Origin of the sequence: Mesorhizobium sp. WSM2240 (genome assembly GCF_040438645.1) — a bacterium.
GTDB lineage: Bacteria > Pseudomonadota > Alphaproteobacteria > Rhizobiales > Rhizobiaceae > Allomesorhizobium.
Map to the genome: position 1 here is coordinate 640,535 of NZ_CP159256.1, position 18,283 is coordinate 658,817.

Below are 18,283 nucleotides of genomic sequence, written 5' to 3' on the forward strand. Positions count from 1 at the left end.
TACCATGCCTCGCTTCCAGGAAATATTGCTCGTTCTGGGCCAGCTCAACTACACCTGGACCAATACGGAAAGCCTGTTGATCTATCTCATCGCCGGGCTCGCCGAAGTCGACAAGGAAACCGCGATCGTCATTTTCCTGACGCTGAACACGACGCGCGCACGCATCGAGCTTGTCGAACGGCTTACCAAACTCCAGAAGACACCGCCGGATCGCCGGCACGCGATACTCGCGGTGACCGAGCAACTGACCCGGAAAGCAAAGCTGAGAAACAAATACAGCCATTGTATTTATTCCTTCGACGAGTCCGGCTCTTCGGCAAAAACGCAACTGATGAGGGTATTTGATGCAAAGGACGAAATCAGATACGGCAAGATGGAAGACCTCGACGACGCGGAAATCGAAAAAATCAAAAGCTATATCGGCGATATCAAGGAGATAAATGAGACCATCTGGAGGCTGGTGAGGCAATACTCCTATCCGTGCTGATTTTTGCACGTGTAGGTCGGTCTCGCCTCCGCAACCAATGGCGCTGAATGCCGTTGGCCCTCGCGACTTTTCTCTCGGTTGGCAAATTGGACGCATACGCGTCGCAATGCCGTGCCCAGAATGCATCAGACGCCGGCCAAGAGGGGGCGCGAGCAGCCAAATCAATGCATCCACCAACTACACCTTTTGACGCCGGCGATACAGCCATTCGAGGGGATAACAACCCGAGGCTGTCAGTGCTTTGATTGTCGATGCTTGTGGGAGAGCGTGGCTCCCGGATCGAGGCGAAGCAAATGGCCATCAATCCGCTCAAAGCGCTGCTGTTTCTTGCCGCCGGCTGTACCGCAGCCGCCGCAACAGCCTATGTTTCGGAAGTATTCATCCCGTTCGAAAAAGTGCTTTCAGCAGCGTTGCTGCCAGAGCCCGCGTCGTCAGGCGCGGACGCAAAGGCTGCCCGGCTGCCGGGACAAAATGGCATGGTCGAGGACCAGCCAGCGAACGCGTCCGGCGCTGAGCGAACGTTGCCCACATTTGACCTGGTTAGCGTACAAGGCGACGGTTCGATTGTGATCGCCGGAAGGGCAGCGCCGAACGCCAGGGTGGAGGCCGGCACAGAAATGAGGAATATTGGCGCTACTACGGCTCGATCGAACGGAGATTTTGCCATCGTCATCGACGAACCGCTCGAGCCCGGCGATTACCAGATCCTGCTTCGTCAGATCCTTGCTGACAAAATTCAACTGTCGCGGCAGGCCGCCATCATATCGATTCCAGAAACGGAGGATGGGCAGGTGCTGGTGCTTGTCGAGATGGCAGGCGAAGCGACCCGGCTCATCGCAGTGCCTGATTCAACATCAAGTGATCCGGGCGCGCTGACTTTGGCGCGCGGCCCAGCAACTGCGGCTTCCTCGGCCTCCGACCGCGGGGCGTCACTCTCGGTAGAAGCGGTCGAAATCGAGGGGAGCAGCCTCTTCGTTGCTGGAGCAGCCGATCCCGGCCGCAGAGTTCTTGCTTACGCCGACAACATTGTAATTGGTGAAGCAGTCGCTTCGCCAGCCGGACGTTTCCTGATAGAGACGGAACGCGACCTGGCATTGGGTGACCATACAATACGGGTCGACACGGTTGGGGAGGACGGGGCTGAAGTTCTTGCCCGGGTTGCCGTTCCCTTCACAAATGAAGGCGGTGACGCCATCGGCACTGCGGCCTCCGCAATTTCAAGCGCCCAGGCAACCAGCACAGCGCGCGCGACCGAAACGACCCGGACCCAAGCCGCGAATGGATACGGGGCTGTCATCATCAGACGCGGCGACACGCTATGGCGGATCTCGCGCCGCGTGTACGGCCAGGGTGTGCGCTTCTCGACGATCTATCTCGCCAACCAGAACCAGATCGAGGATCCTGACCGCATCTGGCCTGGGCAGGTTTTCCGAGTGCCCGAAAGGACGCGCGAGGGCGATCCTGCCGATATGGAAGCGGTTGCCACGACAACCGCCGTGGAATGAAAATCGGGCGGTCCGGCCTCGACGTCGAGCTCGCTGTCCCATGTTCAGCTGTATTCGTGCCCATCGCGCGTTCAAGTCTTCGGCCCTCACGCAGCCATCGCCGCCCTTGAGCACCGCCGCAATGTCCTTGACGTGTCGGTCAGCGCCATAACGCTTGATCTTCCGGCGGAAGCCGATCTTTCCGTCTGCAAAAGCCAACCACGTGGAAGACATCTTTGCCGATGTCCGATCACAATCAGGGTCGGTGCTTCGCTCACCGGTTGGGCTGCAGGGGCTGCTTCATTTTTCTTTGTCGGCACGGTTCTTTCAGAACCCGCCGCGGAAGCGGCCGGTCCATCCCATTGGCCGACTTTCGCTAAGGACAGCGGACAGACACTCCCATCATCCGGCTCAGCTGCGCTGTCGCCGCACTGGCAGTGTCATGAACGCCCCCGGGCGCCTCTTCACGAGAAACCAATCTGGAGTAGCCGTTTATGCAGATCCATCTTTACGACCACAGAATTCCCGCTGCGTCGCGGATTGCGATTAAATAGGCTGCAAATCTGGGCTGACATCGGCCAATTGCAGTTGCGGCCCCGCATCGACCCCAGGGAATGGGAACAAAACGGAGCCGCATATCGACTGGAGGTCGATGATCGACCTTACCACGTTGTTGTTGGGATTCCAGATCGGGATCTGATCCTTTTTGTTAATGAGAAGTTTATGCAGTTGTCGGCTTTGTGCCATATTTGCCACACGGCGGCCACAAGAGGCGGACCGAAGCCTTTTCTCTGCCTAATTCCGATTGTGCGCCGAAAGCCGATGCGTAATGTCACGTCAGAGAGAGGGGCGATTCATCGCAGCTTTTTCGAAGCCGGGCTGGGCGGGGACGTTCCTTTCTAAAGCCCATCCCATTTGATAATATTGACGGAGGTCAGAAAATGAACATCAAGAGCCTTCTTCTCGGCTCAGCTGCGGCTCTCGTCGCAGTTTCCGGCGCACGCGCGGCCGATGCGGTCGTGATCGCCGAACCGGAGCCCATGGAATATGTGCGCGTCTGCGACGTGTACGGCACGGGCTTCTTCTACATCCCCGGCACCGAGACCTGCCTGCGCATCGGCGGCTACATGCGTTACGACATCGGCATCGGCGCCCTCGGCATCCAGGATGCAATCGACAAGAGCGAATTTGAAGATGGTGACATTGAATTCAACGACACCTACTACAAGCGCGCCCGCTTCCAGCTGCGCACCGACGCTCGCTCGGAAACCGAGCTCGGCACGCTTCGCGTCTACGCTGCGATCAACTTCCAGTACGACACGAACGAGGTAGGTGTCGACGTCGATGGCGACGGCGACTTCGACGGCGTCACCACTGACACCGCAGACGAACTCGGCATCGAGCACGCCTATATCGAGCTCGGCGGCTTCCGCATCGGCAAGACCGACTCGCTGTTCTCGACCTTCACCGGCTATGCCGGCGGCGTGATCCAGGACGATCTGATCGGCTACGGCCCCTTCGGCACCCACCAGATCGCCTACACCTTCACCGGCGGTAACGGCTTCTCGGCCGCGATTGCACTCGAAGAAGGCGACGATACATATGCACTCGACGATTACGTCCCGCACGTGGTCGGCGGCGTGGCCTGGACGCAGGGCTGGGGCGGCGTTTCGGCTGTTGCCGGTTATGACGCTGTGTTCGAAGAGTGGGCCGCCAAGGTTCGCTTGGACGTGAACGCGACCGAACAGCTCTCGCTCTTCATCATGGCCGGTTATTCGTCCACAGACGACGAGTCGGCTGATGAGCTGTTCAACTACTACGGCAATTGGGGCGGCGAGTGGGCTGTCTGGGGCGGTGGTACCTTCACCGTTTCGGAAAAGGCCAAGATCAACGTACAGTTGTCCTATGACGAGCTGGAGAACTTCGCTGCCGTGGCGAACGTGAACTACGAGCTCGTTCCGGGCCTCGTGATCACGCCTGAAATCGTCTATGTCGACAACTTCGACGACGACATCGTTGACGATGACGACGACGAGATCGGCGGCTTCCTCCGCTTCCAGCGCACGTTCTAATCGGCTTATTCAGTCGATCTGAGAAAACCCGGCGGGCACAACCGCCGGGTTTTTGCTTTTCAAAGATGGTTTGAACTGAGGTGTCAGTCGTTCTGTGCCCGCGCGGCCTCGATTACCGCGTCGCGACGATCTTGCTTCAACAATTCTATCGGAATTTGCCCATTGAGTTCGCTATTGGGGCGGATGAGCCAAAGCCACGCAGCGCGCTGATTTGAAAATTGACTGAGCACGTCGACAATACCGGCCGCTGGACGTCCGTCGACGAATTGGGCTAGCGGGAAGACATGCTTGCGTCCGCCGCTGCGGAGCGACACGACATAGTTTCGACGCTGCCAGCGATTGAGTGAGGACCGTGATATGCCGAAGGTCCGCTCAAGAAATGTCGGGCCCGCAACAGGGCCGGCCCAATTCGTGGTAACCTGGCCAGATAACTCATCTATCCCGCTCCTGCGGACAGGCGACAGCTTGGCTGTCGGCGATGCGGCGGCTCTTTTATGGGACCGGACGGGTAGGTCTGCGGTCAATCGCGTCACTAGCTCAGCGACCGCGCTTTCAATTTCAGTGGCCCGAGTCGCCAGGTGGATCTGCTGATCCAAAGCTAGCTGGGACACCGCAGCCGCGACGATGCCAGCAACAAGCCCAACAGACTCGATCGCTGGTTTTCTAAGGCCGGGGTCATACTCGACCAACGCGCTCTCAACAGCGGTTGCCACGAAGCTTGCCAAATTTTCCGTCGTAAGCGTTGGCTCCGTCCGGTCTCCCATTTGGATCGATCTCCCTCAGATATAGGCGCTAGCAAAGTCAGCGGCTGAGTCTCGCGAACCATCGAGGATATCCCAGCCAGTCGGTCAGCGGCATTCTATCCAATGAACGTTGCGCCATCCACCGACGCGCTGAAATCTCCGAGCGGTCCGATGGCATCCACTTTCCCAATGTGTGTGGACCGGTCAGACACCGCCCTGGTTGATCGGGAGGTTATTACGGCCCGGCAAGTTTTCGCATCGGAGCGAAAATCAACGTCCAGAAATCGCCCACCGATGTCATTCGCAAGATGGCTGAAGAGTCAGCGCCTCTGAGCTGGCACTTTGCGTACGCCTGTGCGAATTGCACTCGATGGAGAGCAATAAGACCGACCGGCCGCTCCTCGTCATCGACGGCGACTCTTTCGCCCATCGCGCCTACCACGGGCTGCCGAAGACAATTCGGCGGGCTGGGGGCAAGGGCGCCGGCGCCATCGTGGGCTTCGCCAGTTACCTTCTACGGTTCTATGAGGCTGAACGGCCGAGGTCAGTCGTTGTGGGGTGGGACACTCTTGAGGCGCCGAATTGGCGCATCCTGGAATTCCCTGCGTATCAGGGCGGGCGCCATTTTGACGACGAGCTTCTGGAACAGCTCGACGTGCTGCCGGTATTCGTTCACGCGTGTGGTTTCGCGGTCGGCAAGGCCGCCGGATACGAGGCCGATGACTTTCTTGCTGCCGCGGTGGCCGCTGGAGAAAAGCGAGGCTGGACAACTCTGGTTGCGAGCGGCGATCGGGACACTTTTCAGCTCGCATCGGAGCTCACCACGATCCTCTTCCCTGTGAAAGCAGGTGAGATCGCCCGGATCGGACCTTCGGAGGTGCGGGAGCGCTATGGAGTCGAACCCCACCAGGTTCCCGATTTCATTGCGCTTCGCGGGGACCCCTCCGACAAGATCCCGGGCGCCCGCGGCATAGGAGCCCAGACCGCAGCAAGACTTTTGCCACGTTAAACAAACCTCGAATAGATGATCGCCAACCGCCGCTTCCCGAAACAGGCAGAAGAGCTGCGGCTATACCGCCGCATAGCCACGATGGATCCGACTGCGCCACTCCCACGGATCACCGATCGCCCACCGACCTGGAGCGTCGCCGCGGCGCTTGCGAGGGAATGGGAGCTGAATGACGTGGCCGGGCGACTGGCGCGGATGGCGGCATCAGGCACCTGACACAGCAGCAGCCTTATCTGCTGCTGGCGCCTCGAACTGCTGCTGGTCCCAGGTACTGAAAACCTGCTGCGAAGGAGCGTGAAGTCCGCCCAATCACGAAAGCCAAGCCGGAGCAGAACGCGGGCATCGGCGACCGAACCCATTCGCCCTCGTCACCAGCCAATTGCAGGCGGGATGTTGGTCACCAGGCGGTGCAATGCTTTGCGTCTGCAGTGAGCTATGGCGGGTGCGGTCACAACGTCTTCGCGGGCTCGTTTAAGGCCAAGTCAAGCGCTTGGCTCAGAGGCACCGCCTTGGAGAACAGGAAGCCCTGAGCGGTTTTGCAGCCAAGCTTTTGCAGAGCCTGCCGATCTGCCTCTGTTTCGACACCCTCGGCCATAACCTCGATTCCAAGCGTCCCACCAAGATCAATCACCGCTTTGACAAGCAGCAGGTCCTCCGGGGACTTGGCTAGGCCACGAATGAAGCCCTGGTCTATTTTCACCTTGCTTATCCGACCGTCCTTGAGCGATGCCAACGTAGAAAAGCCCGTCCCGAAGTCGTCAAGCGCGATGGAAATGCCGGCATGTGAAAGGCGTCCGAGCTTTTCATCCACTCTATCCGGGTCGACGGGGGATTCTTCGGTGATCTCGATTTCGAACATCGTTGCAGGGAGGTCTTTTGCCGCCAGACCGTTCAGAACCATGTCGTCGATATCGCCGGCTTCCAGTTCGCGCGGTGAGACGTTCATCGCCACACGAACATCACGACGGTCAGCTTTCACCAAACCCTCCATCAGTGCGCAACAGTCGGCGAATACCGTTTGAGTTAGCAACTGAAGCATTCCGGTTTCGCGTGCGGCTGTGATGATTTCGGGTGGAGGGATGGCACCATGAATCGGATGGCACCCCCTTAGCAAGGCTTCAAAACCGACCAAGACCTCGGTGTCGAGTCTCACGATTGACTGGAAGCATGGGCCCAAGCTTCTTGTCTCTATCGCTGAATGAAGGTCGCGTTCGATGGACTGGCGGCGCTGTAGTTCCCTGTCAAGTTCAGCATCGAACAAGCAAAATTCGTTCCTGCCGCGACGCTTAGCCGTGTAAAGGGCTACGTCCGCCCGCAGCAACATTTCCGTCAGTCCCGGCCTCTCAGCCAGGTATATTCCTATCGATGAACCGATCCGGACGGACGCGACCTTAGGATAAGGGCTGGCAACTTTGGCTATGATATCGGATGCGAGGTTGTTGGGAGCACGCAAATCCCCGAGCGAGGGAAAAAACAGCACGAACTCATCGCCGCCGATGCGGGCAAGCGTTGAGCATGCCGGCGCTTCCTCCTTTATCCGGCGGGCGATCATGGCGAGCAGTTGATCGCCGGTCCTGTGACCGTAGGTATCGTTGACTGATTTGAAGCCGTCCAAATCAATCAGCATTGCCACGAAGGGACCGTCTGTGTTCTCAAGCTGATCGATCGCGTGTTCGAGGCCCCGTCTGTTCAGAAGGCCCGTCAGGGGGTCTTCCCTGGAATTGCGCTCCATTTCCGCCGCAAGCCGCTCCGCCTCATGTCGCAGGCGGCTAGTTTCGCGGAAGCGGGCTTGCCCTACAAGCGAACTTCGAATTAAGCCGCCCATGAAAAGCAGAACGGCAAAAGCCAGAACGTAATCTTCAAAGTTGCCCTTCGCCGAGAGGCACGCCGCGGTGACCAGGAGCGGGGGTGTGATGAAGTTGGTCGCTGCCGCGGCATATGAACTGCCGTATGTAACCGCGCCAGCTGAAATACCCGCCAGAATGATTAGATGCAGCGGTGCTTGAGGGGTCGTGTATCCAGCCGTGAGGACAGCAAGAAAGGACCACACAATCCCTGACAGAAGAGCAAGGGTGCCAAACCAGTGAAGCCGCTGCAAAACCCCTGTGCGATCGTCCTCGTGCTCCCTAAGTTTTAGCTGATAGCGGGCTAGTGCAAGGCGGGCGGCGTTTACGGCATTGACAACCAAAAACCAGATCACGGCGGCAAAGCCGCCGCCAGAAAGGACCTGCACCGTCAATATTAGGCCTGATAGGACAAAACTTATGGGCATAGACACTAAGAGACCAGCGCGCAGATCAGAAAGCTGATCCTGACGAATACTGGCCTCCAGAGCGTCTTCTTCCTTAACGGCCATAGACAGTCAGCTCGTTCCCATGCCTCTTCGCAAGGAAGCCTATGCGATCCCACTGAAGGACGGGTTAACTATTCAGCGGAGTGTCAGACTTCTGGTCGCGCTCGGCCAAGGAAATCAATGCCGTGGCTTGGTAACGGGAAATGGTCGTGGAATGCCCGAATTCTCCGGCACTGACAGGCAGCACCGGCAGCCCGCCCGACAGCCGCTGGCGCTGCACCGAGGTGATCACTTCAACACGCGGCGTATGGGAGAACGTATCGGAAGTCATCGTCATGATCATAGGCGTACGCCTGTGCCTAATCGGCTATGCTGCCTGTTCGGTCAAATCGGGGTGCGCGCCAGCCCAGCGAACCCGCGGTAAGTGCTCTCAAAGAAAGGCTTAGCGGCCGTCCGGCGTTCTCAGGCCGAACCACTTGTCCTTGACGGCCTTGTAATGCTCTTCGGGTTTGTATTCGGCAACATTGAGCCCGAGCCGGCGGATGGAAAGGTCGCCCGCGCCCGACAGAATGGCATAGCTCGCCACCACCAGGTCGCGCTGCGAATTAGCGACGGCAATCTGGGCGTCGATGACATCGGCCTGCGCGTCGAGCACGTCAAGCGTGGTGCGCTGTCCGACATTTCGCTCTTCGATGACGCCGCTGAGCGCGAGTTGCGCCGCCGTTACGGCTTCGCGCGTGGCGGCGAGCGTTTGCTGCGCGGCGAAGTATTGCGTCCAGGCCGACGTGACCGCGGCGCGCACCTGATCGCGCTGCACGTCGACCTCAATGCGCGCCTGGCCGAGCGATTCCTTGGACTGACGCACCTGCGCCGATGTCCTGCCGCCCTGGTAGATCGGCACTATCAGTGTCGCGCCGATGCTGGCGCTGTTTCCGGATTCTTCGGTGACGGTAGGACCGCCACCACCAACACCGGGCAGTCCCTGACCCACCGCATGCCGTTCGGTGAAACTCCGCGCGACGCTTGCGCTGGCCGAAACCTGCGGCAGCAACTGGCCCTCGGCCGACTTCACCGTAAAGCCGGCCGCGTCGACCAGATGCTCCGTCGCCATAATGGCGGGATGCCGGCTCGAGGCGATGCCGATCGCCTGGTCGAGACTGTTCGGGAGGAGCTTGGCGAGCGGCGCCGCCGCCTCCAGCCGGCCCGGCTCCTCACCGACGATCTGGCGGTAGATTGCGGCGCTCGACTGCGCCTGCGCCCGCGCCGCAGCGACCCGCGCGACGGCGGCCGAACGGCTGGCGTCGGCCTGGGCCACGTCGGTGCGGGTGCCTTCTCCGACTTCGAAGCGCGAGCGGGCGGCGCGCGCCTGCTCCGACAGGAACTCAAGATTGCGCTCCAGCAGCACCGCCACCTGCCGGTCGCGAATCACGTCCATATAGGCGCTGGCCGCGTTGAACAGGATGTTCTGCTCGGTGTTGCGCAGGCTTTCATTGGAGGCGAACACCCGCGATTCGGCGGCCGCGACATTGTTCTTGGTCTGGAATCCGTCGAACAGCATCTGGTTGATCTGGACGCCGAACGATCCGGTGGTGAGCCTGGTGCCCATTTGCGAGGAATAGTCGATGCTCGCCACGCCGTTTATCGTCGGCCGGTAGCCGGACTTGGCTATCGCCACGCCTTCATCGGTCACCCGCACGCCGGCGCGGGCCGAATTCAGCTCCGAATTGAGCTGGTATGCCTTGGTGAGCGCGCCGAAGATTGTTTCGGCGGATGCGGTCAGTGGAAAAAGCGCCGTCGTTGAAAAGAAGATCGCGGCAAGAATACCCTGGCGTACAGGTGCCACTCTCAGAGCCCCTTGCGCGACCGAGGGCGGCAAGGTCGTGGACAGGCCGGGTGTGAATCGCTTCCTGATGCCAGCCGAGTGGAGTCCGCCAGGACGGATGACACGCATCTACACTGCAGGTGACGACTAAGATAAAGCACCGATTAGCAACGCCCCCCGAATCAGCAATCATTACGCGTTTAGCAATTTGCTTGAGGAAGGTTAAGAAGTCAATCAAGCCGTCTGACGTAGGCATTTGGCCACGGCGACAGACCATCTGAGGCCCTGGCCGAGAACTATGTACTAATGGTGGAAGAAGGGCTGATCCTCGAGGAGGCCGAAATATTCGATGACGTCATGGACCGATGCGTCGCCGTCGCAAAGCGAGCAAAATCCACGGCCCAGCATGATAAATCTGCGCGCCGCCTGTCCGAGTTCTCCTTTGGATAAACGGTGTCACACGCGAGGTCGAGACGCGCCTCAGCCCCGCCAGCCTTCGGGCGATGCCGCCCCTTCCGAGCCTCCTTCATCAAGCGGCCTCGGTTTCGAAATAGCGTTCTCGGGCATAGGGCTTGGTCGTGATGCTCCAGTTCAACTCGGACAGGAGCTATCCAGCTTCCGGCGCCTAGATCCCAGCGAGAACATCCCGCCGCTTTCAGGAGCCCGAGCTACGTCAAAATCCCCCTTGCGATTTCAACGTCAGCCCCATTCTGAGCTAAATGTTTGCGTCGCGTCTCCTTACGCGTAAGCCAAATCCGCGGTGGCCCTTGTTCCAGTGATGCCCATGCGCTTCAGCCGTAACCGTAACAAAACAAGTTCCACCTCGACATCTTCTTGTTACGAACTGATAGTATGAGGCAAGAATTCATCTGAATGAGGAGGCTTGGATGACGCTCCAGCGCGAGTTGTCACTGGAAGATCTTTTAGTGGATCCGATTGTCAGACTTGTCATGGCTCGGGACGGGGTCGCCCCCGAAGATATTCGTCATCTGTTGCATAATGTCTCGGCGCGCATCGCCGATAAACCACCACATCAAGCCCAATCTGTCATTCCGTGTGCTGTCCAGCACGGTTGCAATTGGGTCGACGCGGCTTAGCGGTGTCCATCACGCCTCGTTTTCCGGCCGTTGCGGGCGCAAGGCGCTCGATCGCCCCTTTTGGGACGAACCCAGCGGGATTTCATGGCGCGGCGTTGAGACAACCAGGCGCGTTTCGGGGGAGCATATTTTGGCCGAACTGGAGACAGACGATGGATGTCGCAGTCGTCCCCGTCGGCGAGGTCTTGTCGCGCATCTCCACACCGCTATGCGAAGAGGGGCTCCGTCATCGCGTGCTCACGGACCCCGGCCGGACCGGTTTTGCGCTGTACTTCATCAAGGTTGTAGGTCGACTGAAGCGGCCACGGGATCGACTAAATCCCAGTCCCTGAATCCTGTTATCCCTCCACTGGCCCGAAGGATGGGGAATTTGAGCCAACTTGCGCGGAAGATACGGACACAATGCCGGACAGCAGGATGGCTGCTACTCGGCGCGATCGTGGCGGCATCAGTATTGCCGATGGTATTCCGCCCGCTCTCCGGTCTCGCACCGGGCGTTGAGCGGGCCATTGCGTTTCTTGCGCTCGGTTTCCTATTCGGCGTCGGGTATTTCCGGAATTGGATGCTCGTTCTTTGCGTGCTGACAGTCGGAGCCTTTGCCATCGAAACATTGCAGCTGCTAACGCCGGATCGCCATGCAACGCTGCTGGACGCACTGCTCAAGGCATCCGGAAGCGCCATCGGAGCCTTTGCCGGGCGATTAGTCATCAATCGCGGCCTTCTTTGATGGCCTCGGCGAGCGGCCGTTCTGCCGCGCGGGCCGCTAACGGCTGACCGATCCGGAGAGACGCATCGGTTGTTGTGCCAAAGCCGAATCGTGAGTTCCCGGCCCGAACATGGACCAGGTGCGGTGCAGCTCGACCATGGCGCCACGCCTGTTCCGGCGGGCGCGAACCCTGCTTGCAGAGATGACAGCGAGAGCGATAAAGAAAATCATCCCCGGGTCGGCGGTACCGCTAGCAAACGAAGCCGCGACGACGCCGGCCAGGGCAGATGCCTGCACGCTCGACACTACAGCATTCGTCTCGCGGTCGACATACGGCTTCAGCCGCCCCATTCCGCGGGCCACCACCGCCAGCAGCGTAGCCATCATTAGACTGCCGACCAGACCAAGTTGCGAAATCACGGCGATCGGCCAGCTCGACGCGCGGGAGCTGCCGAAGCCGATGCCCAGGCTGCTCGTGTCGACGAAGGCCTGGAGGCTCTTTAAGTTCCAGTAGGCGCGCTCCTGTCCGGAAGTGGAATTGGCTTTGTTGATGACCATGGCGTCGATCATGCCGATAAAGGGGTCGAAAAAACCTTGGTCATAGAGGCTGATTGTCAGTGCTGCGAGGAGCCCGGCAGCCAAGATAGCGATAATGGCCATATCGGCAGTCCCGAGACGTCCAGAGAGCAGCGACCGCATGACCGAAAAGGCAACAGGAATACCGAGTACGGTTAATGCGACGTAGGCCGTGGACGACGTTGACAAGACCGTGAGGATGAGCAGGGCCGCCGACAGCCAGAAGGCGAGCCGCGATTTCGTCTTCCGCCAGTAGACGTAGCAGAACGAAAGGCAGGCGAGCGAATAGCCGCCGAAGGCCGACGCTTCGGAATAGGCTCCGGCAATGCGCCAGAAGCCGCCTTCATTTACTTCCGTGAGCATCGAGTAACTGGCCGTCCTGATCGGCAGGAGGACATCCCCCAGCCCCGCGAGCTTGCCCGCGAGATCGAGCCCCCCCATCCCGGCCTGGAGGCAGCACCACACGAAGAATCCGCGCCTGACCTGGTCTATGCGGTCCTTGTGTAGGAGCAGCACGCTAAGGGCGATGCACGTCAGGCCACCCAAGATGAAATATCCGGTCTGCGTGATGTTTCCCGAGACCGGCCCAAGCGAGGCTTCGACGACGCCCGCGCGCGTCGGCGATTGGACGAAGACGCTTGTCTGGTCCGCGAAGAGACGCGGGAAGAGCCACGAGCCGGCAAGGGCATAGAGCATCAGACCGCAGAGCACCCATACCGGACGGACGTTGCCGAACACCTCACCGAGGTCACGCCAAATACGCCGCCTAGCGGCGACTGCCATCACGAGCAGGGCTGCGAAGGAGGTGTAGATCAGCGGAGACGAACCTCCGAGCGAGCTCAGCGTCATCAGCGCCGTCGAGCCGAACGCCCACGAGGCAAGGAGTCCGACGATCAGCGTGGCGCGGGCGTAGTGCCCCGCCACAAGTATGCCCACACAAACTAAGAGGCCGACGAACGAAATCTGCATGGCAGCTGGTTCACGTTTCCTCCAAAGTCCGTGTTTCCGCCGACATAACGGACTCGCAGGCGCGCATTTTCCGGCACTTGCCTTTCTTACTACTGCTTATCCGAAATCCGCATTCGGACGGCAAGAAAGCCATTGGGCGTAGGACGGTATTTTGGGGCGTAGGCACAGTGCCCCATTACTTATTAGCCGTAAGTAGGCCCCTCCCCCATCTGCCGATGAATTAATCGGCCGCAACTGTGCCGGTTGCCGCGGGGTCCGCAGCGAGATGCACGGAATGTTTTGAGTTGAATTCGCTCGACGTTATCATCCCGAAGGCGATCGCCTCCCGTGTCATCGTCCCGTCCCGCAGCTGGCTGGCGTATGTGTCAAGTCCGTACCCGTCCCCATCGCGGTCCGCCAATAGGCGATACAGGAAATTCACATAGTCGCGGTCGCTCAGACCAATCGGAGAGTATCGTTTCATGAATTCCCGGGAACGCATAAGGTCGAGCATCATGTTGGGAACGTTGACTGAGCCGTTTTCCAAGTTCGCGGACCATTGATCGATTTCTTCCGCGCCCGCCTTGCGGCCCAGTATCAGGCAATGGGCGAAAGCCGCCTGCCGCGCCGCGAGGGTCCCGTACGTGTCGCCGTCCGCGAGATCGCAATCCCGCCGTGGGACCGCAGGCGGCTGCGGCCCGCGGATCAAGTCTTTTGCGGCGAAGTAGGCGGGTTTGGGTCCTCCCGCGGTCCAGCCGCGTTCGACGGAGCCGACAAGTCTGACCAGTCCCATGTAGGCTTCGAAGTCGGGTGCCCAATAGCTTTCGTCCAATAGTTCGTAGATGTGGGCGGCCTCCACCTTGTACGCGTCCTGCAATTCAAGCAGCCGCTTCATGGTATGCACCAGTCCTTCGGCCTGCTGGCTTTCGCCCCGCTGGCTGCCGTATGGATTGTTGAACTCTGTGACCCAAATTGGCTTTCCGTAACTCGCGAGTTTCTCGAAGGCAGGCTCGGGATCTCCGCCGTACATATGCCAGACGGAAATGTCCCACTCAATGCCGTCCTGCTGCATGCGTTCGAATGCGCCCGTGTGTCCCCACCCCGCCGTCCCCATCGCCTTTCGGATCGTGGGGTCCACCCCCGTCATCCCGTCCGACAGCCCCTTCAGGACCGCGCTCACCTTGGCCCAGCGGGGGCCATAATAGTCCAACGGAGATGGCCCGCCCGCGATCCCCCACTCGCAGGGGTACTGAGTTCCGTCGTCGCGCGTCTCGCAGGGCTTGATGAGGGCGTAGTTCTCCATCTCGTTTCCCAGCTCCCAGACGCGGATGTCATCCTTGAAACGGGAGCCGAGCTCAACGGCCAGTTCGTGCGCCTTGCGGTACAGGACCTCGGCGCTGGCCTTATCCAGGTCGAAGCCGCCCACGATGACGGGCAAGATTTCGATGCCGCGCTCCTTGCCTCCTCTGACAAGGGTGGATAGCAATTCAATCGTGTCTGCGTCCGCATCGGGAACGTCGACGCGATAGGACTTCATCCCGAGATCCTCAATGTAATCGAGCTGCCACTCGATCGGGACACCGGGATAGGAGGCGATCGGATGGCCGTTGACACCCCAGAGGATGTCGGCACAAGCGGTGGCGGTGGTGGCCAGGAGACACGCTGCTCCGATTGTCAAGCGAATGGACATATGGACCCCTTTTGCTGTTTGCGAGGGATAATATGGGCCGAGCCAACACCAACAACCCGCCCATCCTGGGGAGCACCGGTTTTGCCACCGCTTTCGAAGGATTATCTCCCTAGCCTATTACGGCGCGGCTGCGAGCGACGGATTTCAAAAGCTAGCTCCCATAGGATCGACATGGAACTTCGCCGATTGGGGATAGCCAACCGCATTGGGCTCCCCTTTTGGAGGAAGGACTGACGGGTCGATCCTTCCCGAACGGCCATTTGGAGGTCTCCCGTAAGTCCGCAAGCGCTTCCGACTGCGCCCGGCAAACCTCGTATGGCCTACATCAGCGGCAGTGTCCGGGTCATGGATAGGCAATAGGAATAGGGACTTCCGGAGGAATCAGAAGCAAATCCCTCCACCGAAGCAGGAACCGCTCTTTGGTGGCGCCCGAGGCCACCTCCTGCAGCACGCGTCCGGTCTCCGCTTTTTCTTCCAGATTCCGGAGCAGCACGCGCCGCATCGCCGAGCTGATCGCCTCAGGGTTTTTTGGCGGGACCTGCGCGCAGATGCCGCCCACCGCCTCGACCAACGCGCTGTCTTCGGACACGATCGGCAGCAGTCCCATATAGGCCGCCTCCAAAGCGGGCATGCCGAACCCCTCCAGAAGGCTTGGCAAGATGAATGCCTCGGCATTCGCGTAAAGCCAGCGCAGCTGCCTGTCCGGTACATAGCCGGGCATCACAACACCCGGCACCGCTTTGACGAACTCCATGATCTGTTCGTGGCCGTCGCCTCGCGGGCCGCACAGGACATATTTCACTCCCTGCGCATGGAACCCGCCCTTCCGATAGGCTTCAAGAGCGGCGATCTGATTCTTGCGCGTTTCGAACGCGCCCACCGTCAGGAAAAACCGGCCGTCTACGGCCGGGACTGGCTCCGATGGGCCGTCGAACAGTTCGGTGCGAACATAGAGCGGAATTGTCTCCAGGAACCGAAAGTCCGATCCAAACAGCGATGTGAAGTTGCCCTTCGACCAGTCGCTGACGAAAACGACGCCCGGCTTCTGCCGGCGGATTTTCTCGTAGGCGATGCGATAGCTCTCTGTGGTCCTGGGGTCGTAGAGGGCGCTGTGCGTCAAGGGGCCGACATCGTGGCAAAGGACGATGTCTTTTTCTGCGAGCTCAGACCTCAGGACATAGAGCGGATCGAGAAAAAGCCGGACGCCGCCTTCGCCTGCTTTGTCGTTGATCAGGCAGAACCTGCTGTCCCTGAACCAGCTGATTTCAAGCATCATCAACCGGGCCACCACCTTGCGGGCGAGACCTTCTGGGGCAATGGATCCCAGCCGCCAGTATCGGGCTCGCGCGTGTTTCGGCACGAACTCGCGGCAAAGATCCTTGGCGATATGGTAGGCCCCGGTTCTATTCAATATCGAGAGCGAGTTGTCGATCAGCAAAGCGGACGCCGCCCCGGTACGGGCCACGGCCTCGGCGTCTTCCAACCTGTGTTCATGCGGAAATGGGGCTGCGCGCCCGTTCTCGGTTCGCAGAGATTCCGCCCCTTCGGCTTTGATGCTTGAGCTGTCCATGTCTCCGATCCGAGATGCGACCGCTGGAAGGTAGCACGCCGGGGTCGATGGAAAACTTCGCACTTGGGAGTAGGCGGTTTCAGGCCGGATGGCCCAAATGGGCCATACGTACGATGCCGGAGTGTCTATCGTCGCGAACGCGCACTGCGCTCGGCAAACAGGTCCCAACTCCTGTGGGTTGTTCCCGAAAGGCAGACCATGACTGGATGCGGGTTCGCCCGACCTGGCCGCACCGCCGTCGACCGATCAAATCTGCGCCGGTGCTTCGAGCCGGAGACTGAGGGGCGGTCCGGGCTGGCTCCCGCCGCACGGGTGAGTGCGTGCAAGGCTTCTGTTGTTTACCGCAGAAAGCTGTCGCAGTGGCGATAGGCATTGATCATGGCGCGCTCGCCCTCTGGGCCTGTGCCGTTGACGCCGTGCTCCATGCCGATAATTCCGCGGTAGCCCTTCTCGTGAAGGTGCTGGAACACATTAACGTAATTGATCTCGCCCGTTGTCGGCTCGTTCCGCCCAGGATAGTCGGCGACCTGGAAATAAGTAATTTCTTCCCAAGTATGGTCGATGTCTCCCAAGATGTTCCCGTCCATTATCTGATGATGGTAGATGTCGAACAAGATCTTGCACGAGGGCCGATTTACTGCCCGGCATAGCAGAAAAGCGTCGCGTACACTGCTGAGAAAAATCGTCGGGCGCTGCACTAATGAATTCACGGGCTCGATCGCCATTGTCAGCCCTTCGGGCTCCACGATGTCAGCGGCGCGCCGCAGCGCGTCGATGATGTTCGCCATCTGATACTGGTGCGGCAGGGATGGGTGGCGATCCCCAAGCAAGATCGTAACCCATTTAGAATCGAAGCGACGGGCCACCGGCAATGTTTCCTTTATAGAGCTCAGGAAGTACTCCAGCGCCTCTGGATCTCCTGCGGTCAAGTAAAGGGATGGCTTGAGCGTCAGGTCCGACGCTATGAAGACCCCGAGTTCCATCGTGTTCCGGTGCAACGCTTCAGCAATCTTATCTTGTTGGGCTTCCGATCGCCAGTGAAGTATGTTGTCCTCCCAAGCGCGAAATCCCTCGTCGGCCGCGAACGTTATTTGGTCGATGTAGTCCGGCCCTGCAAGATTGGCGAACATGCCGAAGTGAGGTGCGAATTTCATCTTGAACGCGCTGGGGCTGAGCTTTCCCGCAGCTTCGGGAGCACTGGAATAGGAGGAGGACCCTTCAGAGAAATGCTCCGCTGTGTCGTTCGTACAGCCAGACACTGCCGCTCCGATTGTCCCAAGCGCACCTCGCAGGATGAAGCGTCGATCAACTGTCATCGTAGGTCTGAGGTGAGCCATTTGTGGTAACGCTGCTTCAGGGTTGATTTGCTTTTTCCGCCCCTCAGAGGGCACAGTAAGTCCCTTTGGTGAGCGGAATTGGTGTGGACTTGGACTGGCCGTATTCACGGCGATCGGCAACCTCACAGGATTGCGCCGCACGCGCGAGTTCCCCTTTTCGCCAGCCCTGTCATTCATTGGGATGGGTAGCGATACTTCGCTTGGCACGGTCCATTAAACCTGCCTACGCCCACGGTGCGTCGGTCGCGGGCCAGGTAACCGCAAGGTGCCCTTATTGCGGGCGTTGACACCAAAACGCTGATCGCCGCGTCCAACGGTGAGATATTTTTTTGACGCGGATTGGCTGCGAGGTTGCCTCGTGCATTACAGCTTGAATCTCTGAGGGCGCGTTCCAGGGCGCGTACTCATGAGAATCTGGTTCTACGAGCGTGGCTCCCCATCCCTCAATA

At 59.6% G+C, this 18,283-nt stretch carries 14 protein-coding genes; 6 read left to right on the plus strand and 8 right to left on the minus strand.

Going from position 1 to position 18,283, the window contains the following annotated elements:
* Positions 1 to 4 precede the first annotated feature (4 nt).
* The 3 genes from ABVK50_RS32680 (at position 5) to ABVK50_RS32690 (ending at position 4,043) form a co-directional block, all read left to right on the plus strand.
* Entirely contained in the window at positions 5 to 487 is a 483-nt protein-coding gene (locus ABVK50_RS32680) for a hypothetical protein (protein ID WP_353646453.1), read from the plus strand.
* A 476-nt stretch (positions 488 to 963) separates the two neighbouring features.
* Positions 964 to 1,992, plus strand: a complete 1,029-nt coding sequence (locus ABVK50_RS32685) for a LysM peptidoglycan-binding domain-containing protein (protein ID WP_353646454.1) — start codon at positions 964 to 966, stop codon at positions 1,990 to 1,992.
* A gap of 920 nt (positions 1,993 to 2,912) precedes the next feature.
* On the plus strand, positions 2,913 to 4,043 hold the full coding sequence (locus ABVK50_RS32690; RefSeq protein ID WP_353646455.1) for a porin: 1,131 nt from the start codon (positions 2,913 to 2,915) through the stop codon (positions 4,041 to 4,043).
* Between the two features lie 83 nt (positions 4,044 to 4,126).
* Here ABVK50_RS32690 and ABVK50_RS32695 read toward each other — a convergent pair whose 3' ends face one another.
* Complete coding sequence (locus tag ABVK50_RS32695) at positions 4,127 to 4,768, minus strand: hypothetical protein (RefSeq protein WP_353647072.1); 642 nt, start codon at positions 4,766 to 4,768, stop codon at positions 4,127 to 4,129.
* Between the two features lie 388 nt (positions 4,769 to 5,156).
* Here ABVK50_RS32695 and ABVK50_RS32700 point away from each other — a divergent pair, with 388 nt between their 5' ends.
* Positions 5,157 to 5,795 carry a 5'-3' exonuclease H3TH domain-containing protein gene (locus tag ABVK50_RS32700; RefSeq protein WP_353646913.1) on the plus strand — a complete coding sequence of 213 codons (639 nt, stop codon included), beginning with the start codon at positions 5,157 to 5,159 and terminating at the stop codon, positions 5,793 to 5,795.
* A 448-nt stretch (positions 5,796 to 6,243) separates the two neighbouring features.
* On the opposite strand, the gene ABVK50_RS32705 is transcribed toward ABVK50_RS32700, so the two are convergent.
* The 3 genes from ABVK50_RS32705 to ABVK50_RS32715 form a co-directional block, all read right to left on the minus strand.
* Positions 6,244 to 8,151 (minus strand): EAL domain-containing protein, encoded by a 1,908-nt coding sequence (locus ABVK50_RS32705; RefSeq protein WP_353646457.1) that lies wholly within the window; start codon positions 8,149 to 8,151, stop codon positions 6,244 to 6,246.
* A gap of 64 nt (positions 8,152 to 8,215) precedes the next feature.
* Positions 8,216 to 8,431, minus strand: coding sequence for a hypothetical protein (locus ABVK50_RS32710; RefSeq protein ID WP_353646458.1), 216 nt, complete (start codon positions 8,429 to 8,431; stop codon positions 8,216 to 8,218).
* A gap of 99 nt (positions 8,432 to 8,530) precedes the next feature.
* The gene (locus ABVK50_RS32715; RefSeq protein ID WP_353646459.1) at positions 8,531 to 9,931 is read right to left on the minus strand and encodes a TolC family outer membrane protein; all 1,401 of its coding nucleotides are present in this window, start codon (positions 9,929 to 9,931) and stop codon (positions 8,531 to 8,533) included.
* Between the two features lie 866 nt (positions 9,932 to 10,797).
* Between ABVK50_RS32715 and ABVK50_RS32720 the strand changes: the two genes are divergently transcribed.
* Together ABVK50_RS32720 and ABVK50_RS32725 are read left to right on the plus strand one after the other, a co-directional pair.
* Positions 10,798 to 11,007 (plus strand): hypothetical protein, encoded by a 210-nt coding sequence (locus ABVK50_RS32720; RefSeq protein ID WP_353646460.1) that lies wholly within the window; start codon positions 10,798 to 10,800, stop codon positions 11,005 to 11,007.
* Between the two features lie 370 nt (positions 11,008 to 11,377).
* Positions 11,378 to 11,734, plus strand: a complete 357-nt coding sequence (locus ABVK50_RS32725) for a VanZ family protein (protein ID WP_353646461.1) — start codon at positions 11,378 to 11,380, stop codon at positions 11,732 to 11,734.
* 36 nt (positions 11,735 to 11,770) lie between these two features.
* On the opposite strand, the gene ABVK50_RS32730 is transcribed toward ABVK50_RS32725, so the two are convergent.
* From ABVK50_RS32730 to ABVK50_RS32745, 4 genes are all read right to left on the minus strand, one after another.
* Positions 11,771 to 13,258, minus strand: a complete 1,488-nt coding sequence (locus tag ABVK50_RS32730; protein WP_353646462.1) for a hypothetical protein — start codon at positions 13,256 to 13,258, stop codon at positions 11,771 to 11,773.
* 220 nt (positions 13,259 to 13,478) lie between these two features.
* On the minus strand, positions 13,479 to 14,927 hold the full coding sequence (locus ABVK50_RS32735; protein WP_353646463.1) for a DUF4214 domain-containing protein: 1,449 nt from the start codon (positions 14,925 to 14,927) through the stop codon (positions 13,479 to 13,481).
* Between the two features lie 343 nt (positions 14,928 to 15,270).
* Complete coding sequence (locus tag ABVK50_RS32740) at positions 15,271 to 16,410, minus strand: glycosyltransferase (protein ID WP_353646464.1); 1,140 nt, start codon at positions 16,408 to 16,410, stop codon at positions 15,271 to 15,273.
* A 425-nt stretch (positions 16,411 to 16,835) separates the two neighbouring features.
* Positions 16,836 to 17,813, minus strand: a complete 978-nt coding sequence (locus ABVK50_RS32745) for a TIM barrel protein (protein WP_353646465.1) — start codon at positions 17,811 to 17,813, stop codon at positions 16,836 to 16,838.
* Positions 17,814 to 18,283 lie beyond the last annotated feature (470 nt).

What these genes read in the sequence shown, in the direction of transcription:
- ABVK50_RS32730 (WP_353646462.1), bottom strand. Translation starts at nt 13,258, where the DNA reads ATGCAGATTTCGTTCGTCGGCCTCTTAGTTTGTGTGGGCATACTTGTG.
- ABVK50_RS32720 (WP_353646460.1), top strand. Translation starts at nt 10,798, where the DNA reads ATGACGCTCCAGCGCGAGTTGTCACTGGAAGATCTTTTAGTGGATCCG.
- ABVK50_RS32705 (WP_353646457.1), bottom strand. Translation starts at nt 8,151, where the DNA reads ATGGCCGTTAAGGAAGAAGACGCTCTGGAGGCCAGTATTCGTCAGGAT.
- ABVK50_RS32700 (WP_353646913.1), top strand. Translation starts at nt 5,157, where the DNA reads ATGGAGAGCAATAAGACCGACCGGCCGCTCCTCGTCATCGACGGCGAC.
- ABVK50_RS32745 (WP_353646465.1), bottom strand. Translation starts at nt 17,813, where the DNA reads ATGACAGTTGATCGACGCTTCATCCTGCGAGGTGCGCTTGGGACAATC.
- ABVK50_RS32680 (WP_353646453.1), top strand. Translation starts at nt 5, where the DNA reads ATGCCTCGCTTCCAGGAAATATTGCTCGTTCTGGGCCAGCTCAACTAC.
- ABVK50_RS32685 (WP_353646454.1), top strand. Translation starts at nt 964, where the DNA reads ATGGTCGAGGACCAGCCAGCGAACGCGTCCGGCGCTGAGCGAACGTTG.
- ABVK50_RS32735 (WP_353646463.1), bottom strand. Translation starts at nt 14,927, where the DNA reads ATGTCCATTCGCTTGACAATCGGAGCAGCGTGTCTCCTGGCCACCACC.
- ABVK50_RS32690 (WP_353646455.1), top strand. Translation starts at nt 2,913, where the DNA reads ATGAACATCAAGAGCCTTCTTCTCGGCTCAGCTGCGGCTCTCGTCGCA.
- ABVK50_RS32710 (WP_353646458.1), bottom strand. Translation starts at nt 8,431, where the DNA reads ATGATCATGACGATGACTTCCGATACGTTCTCCCATACGCCGCGTGTT.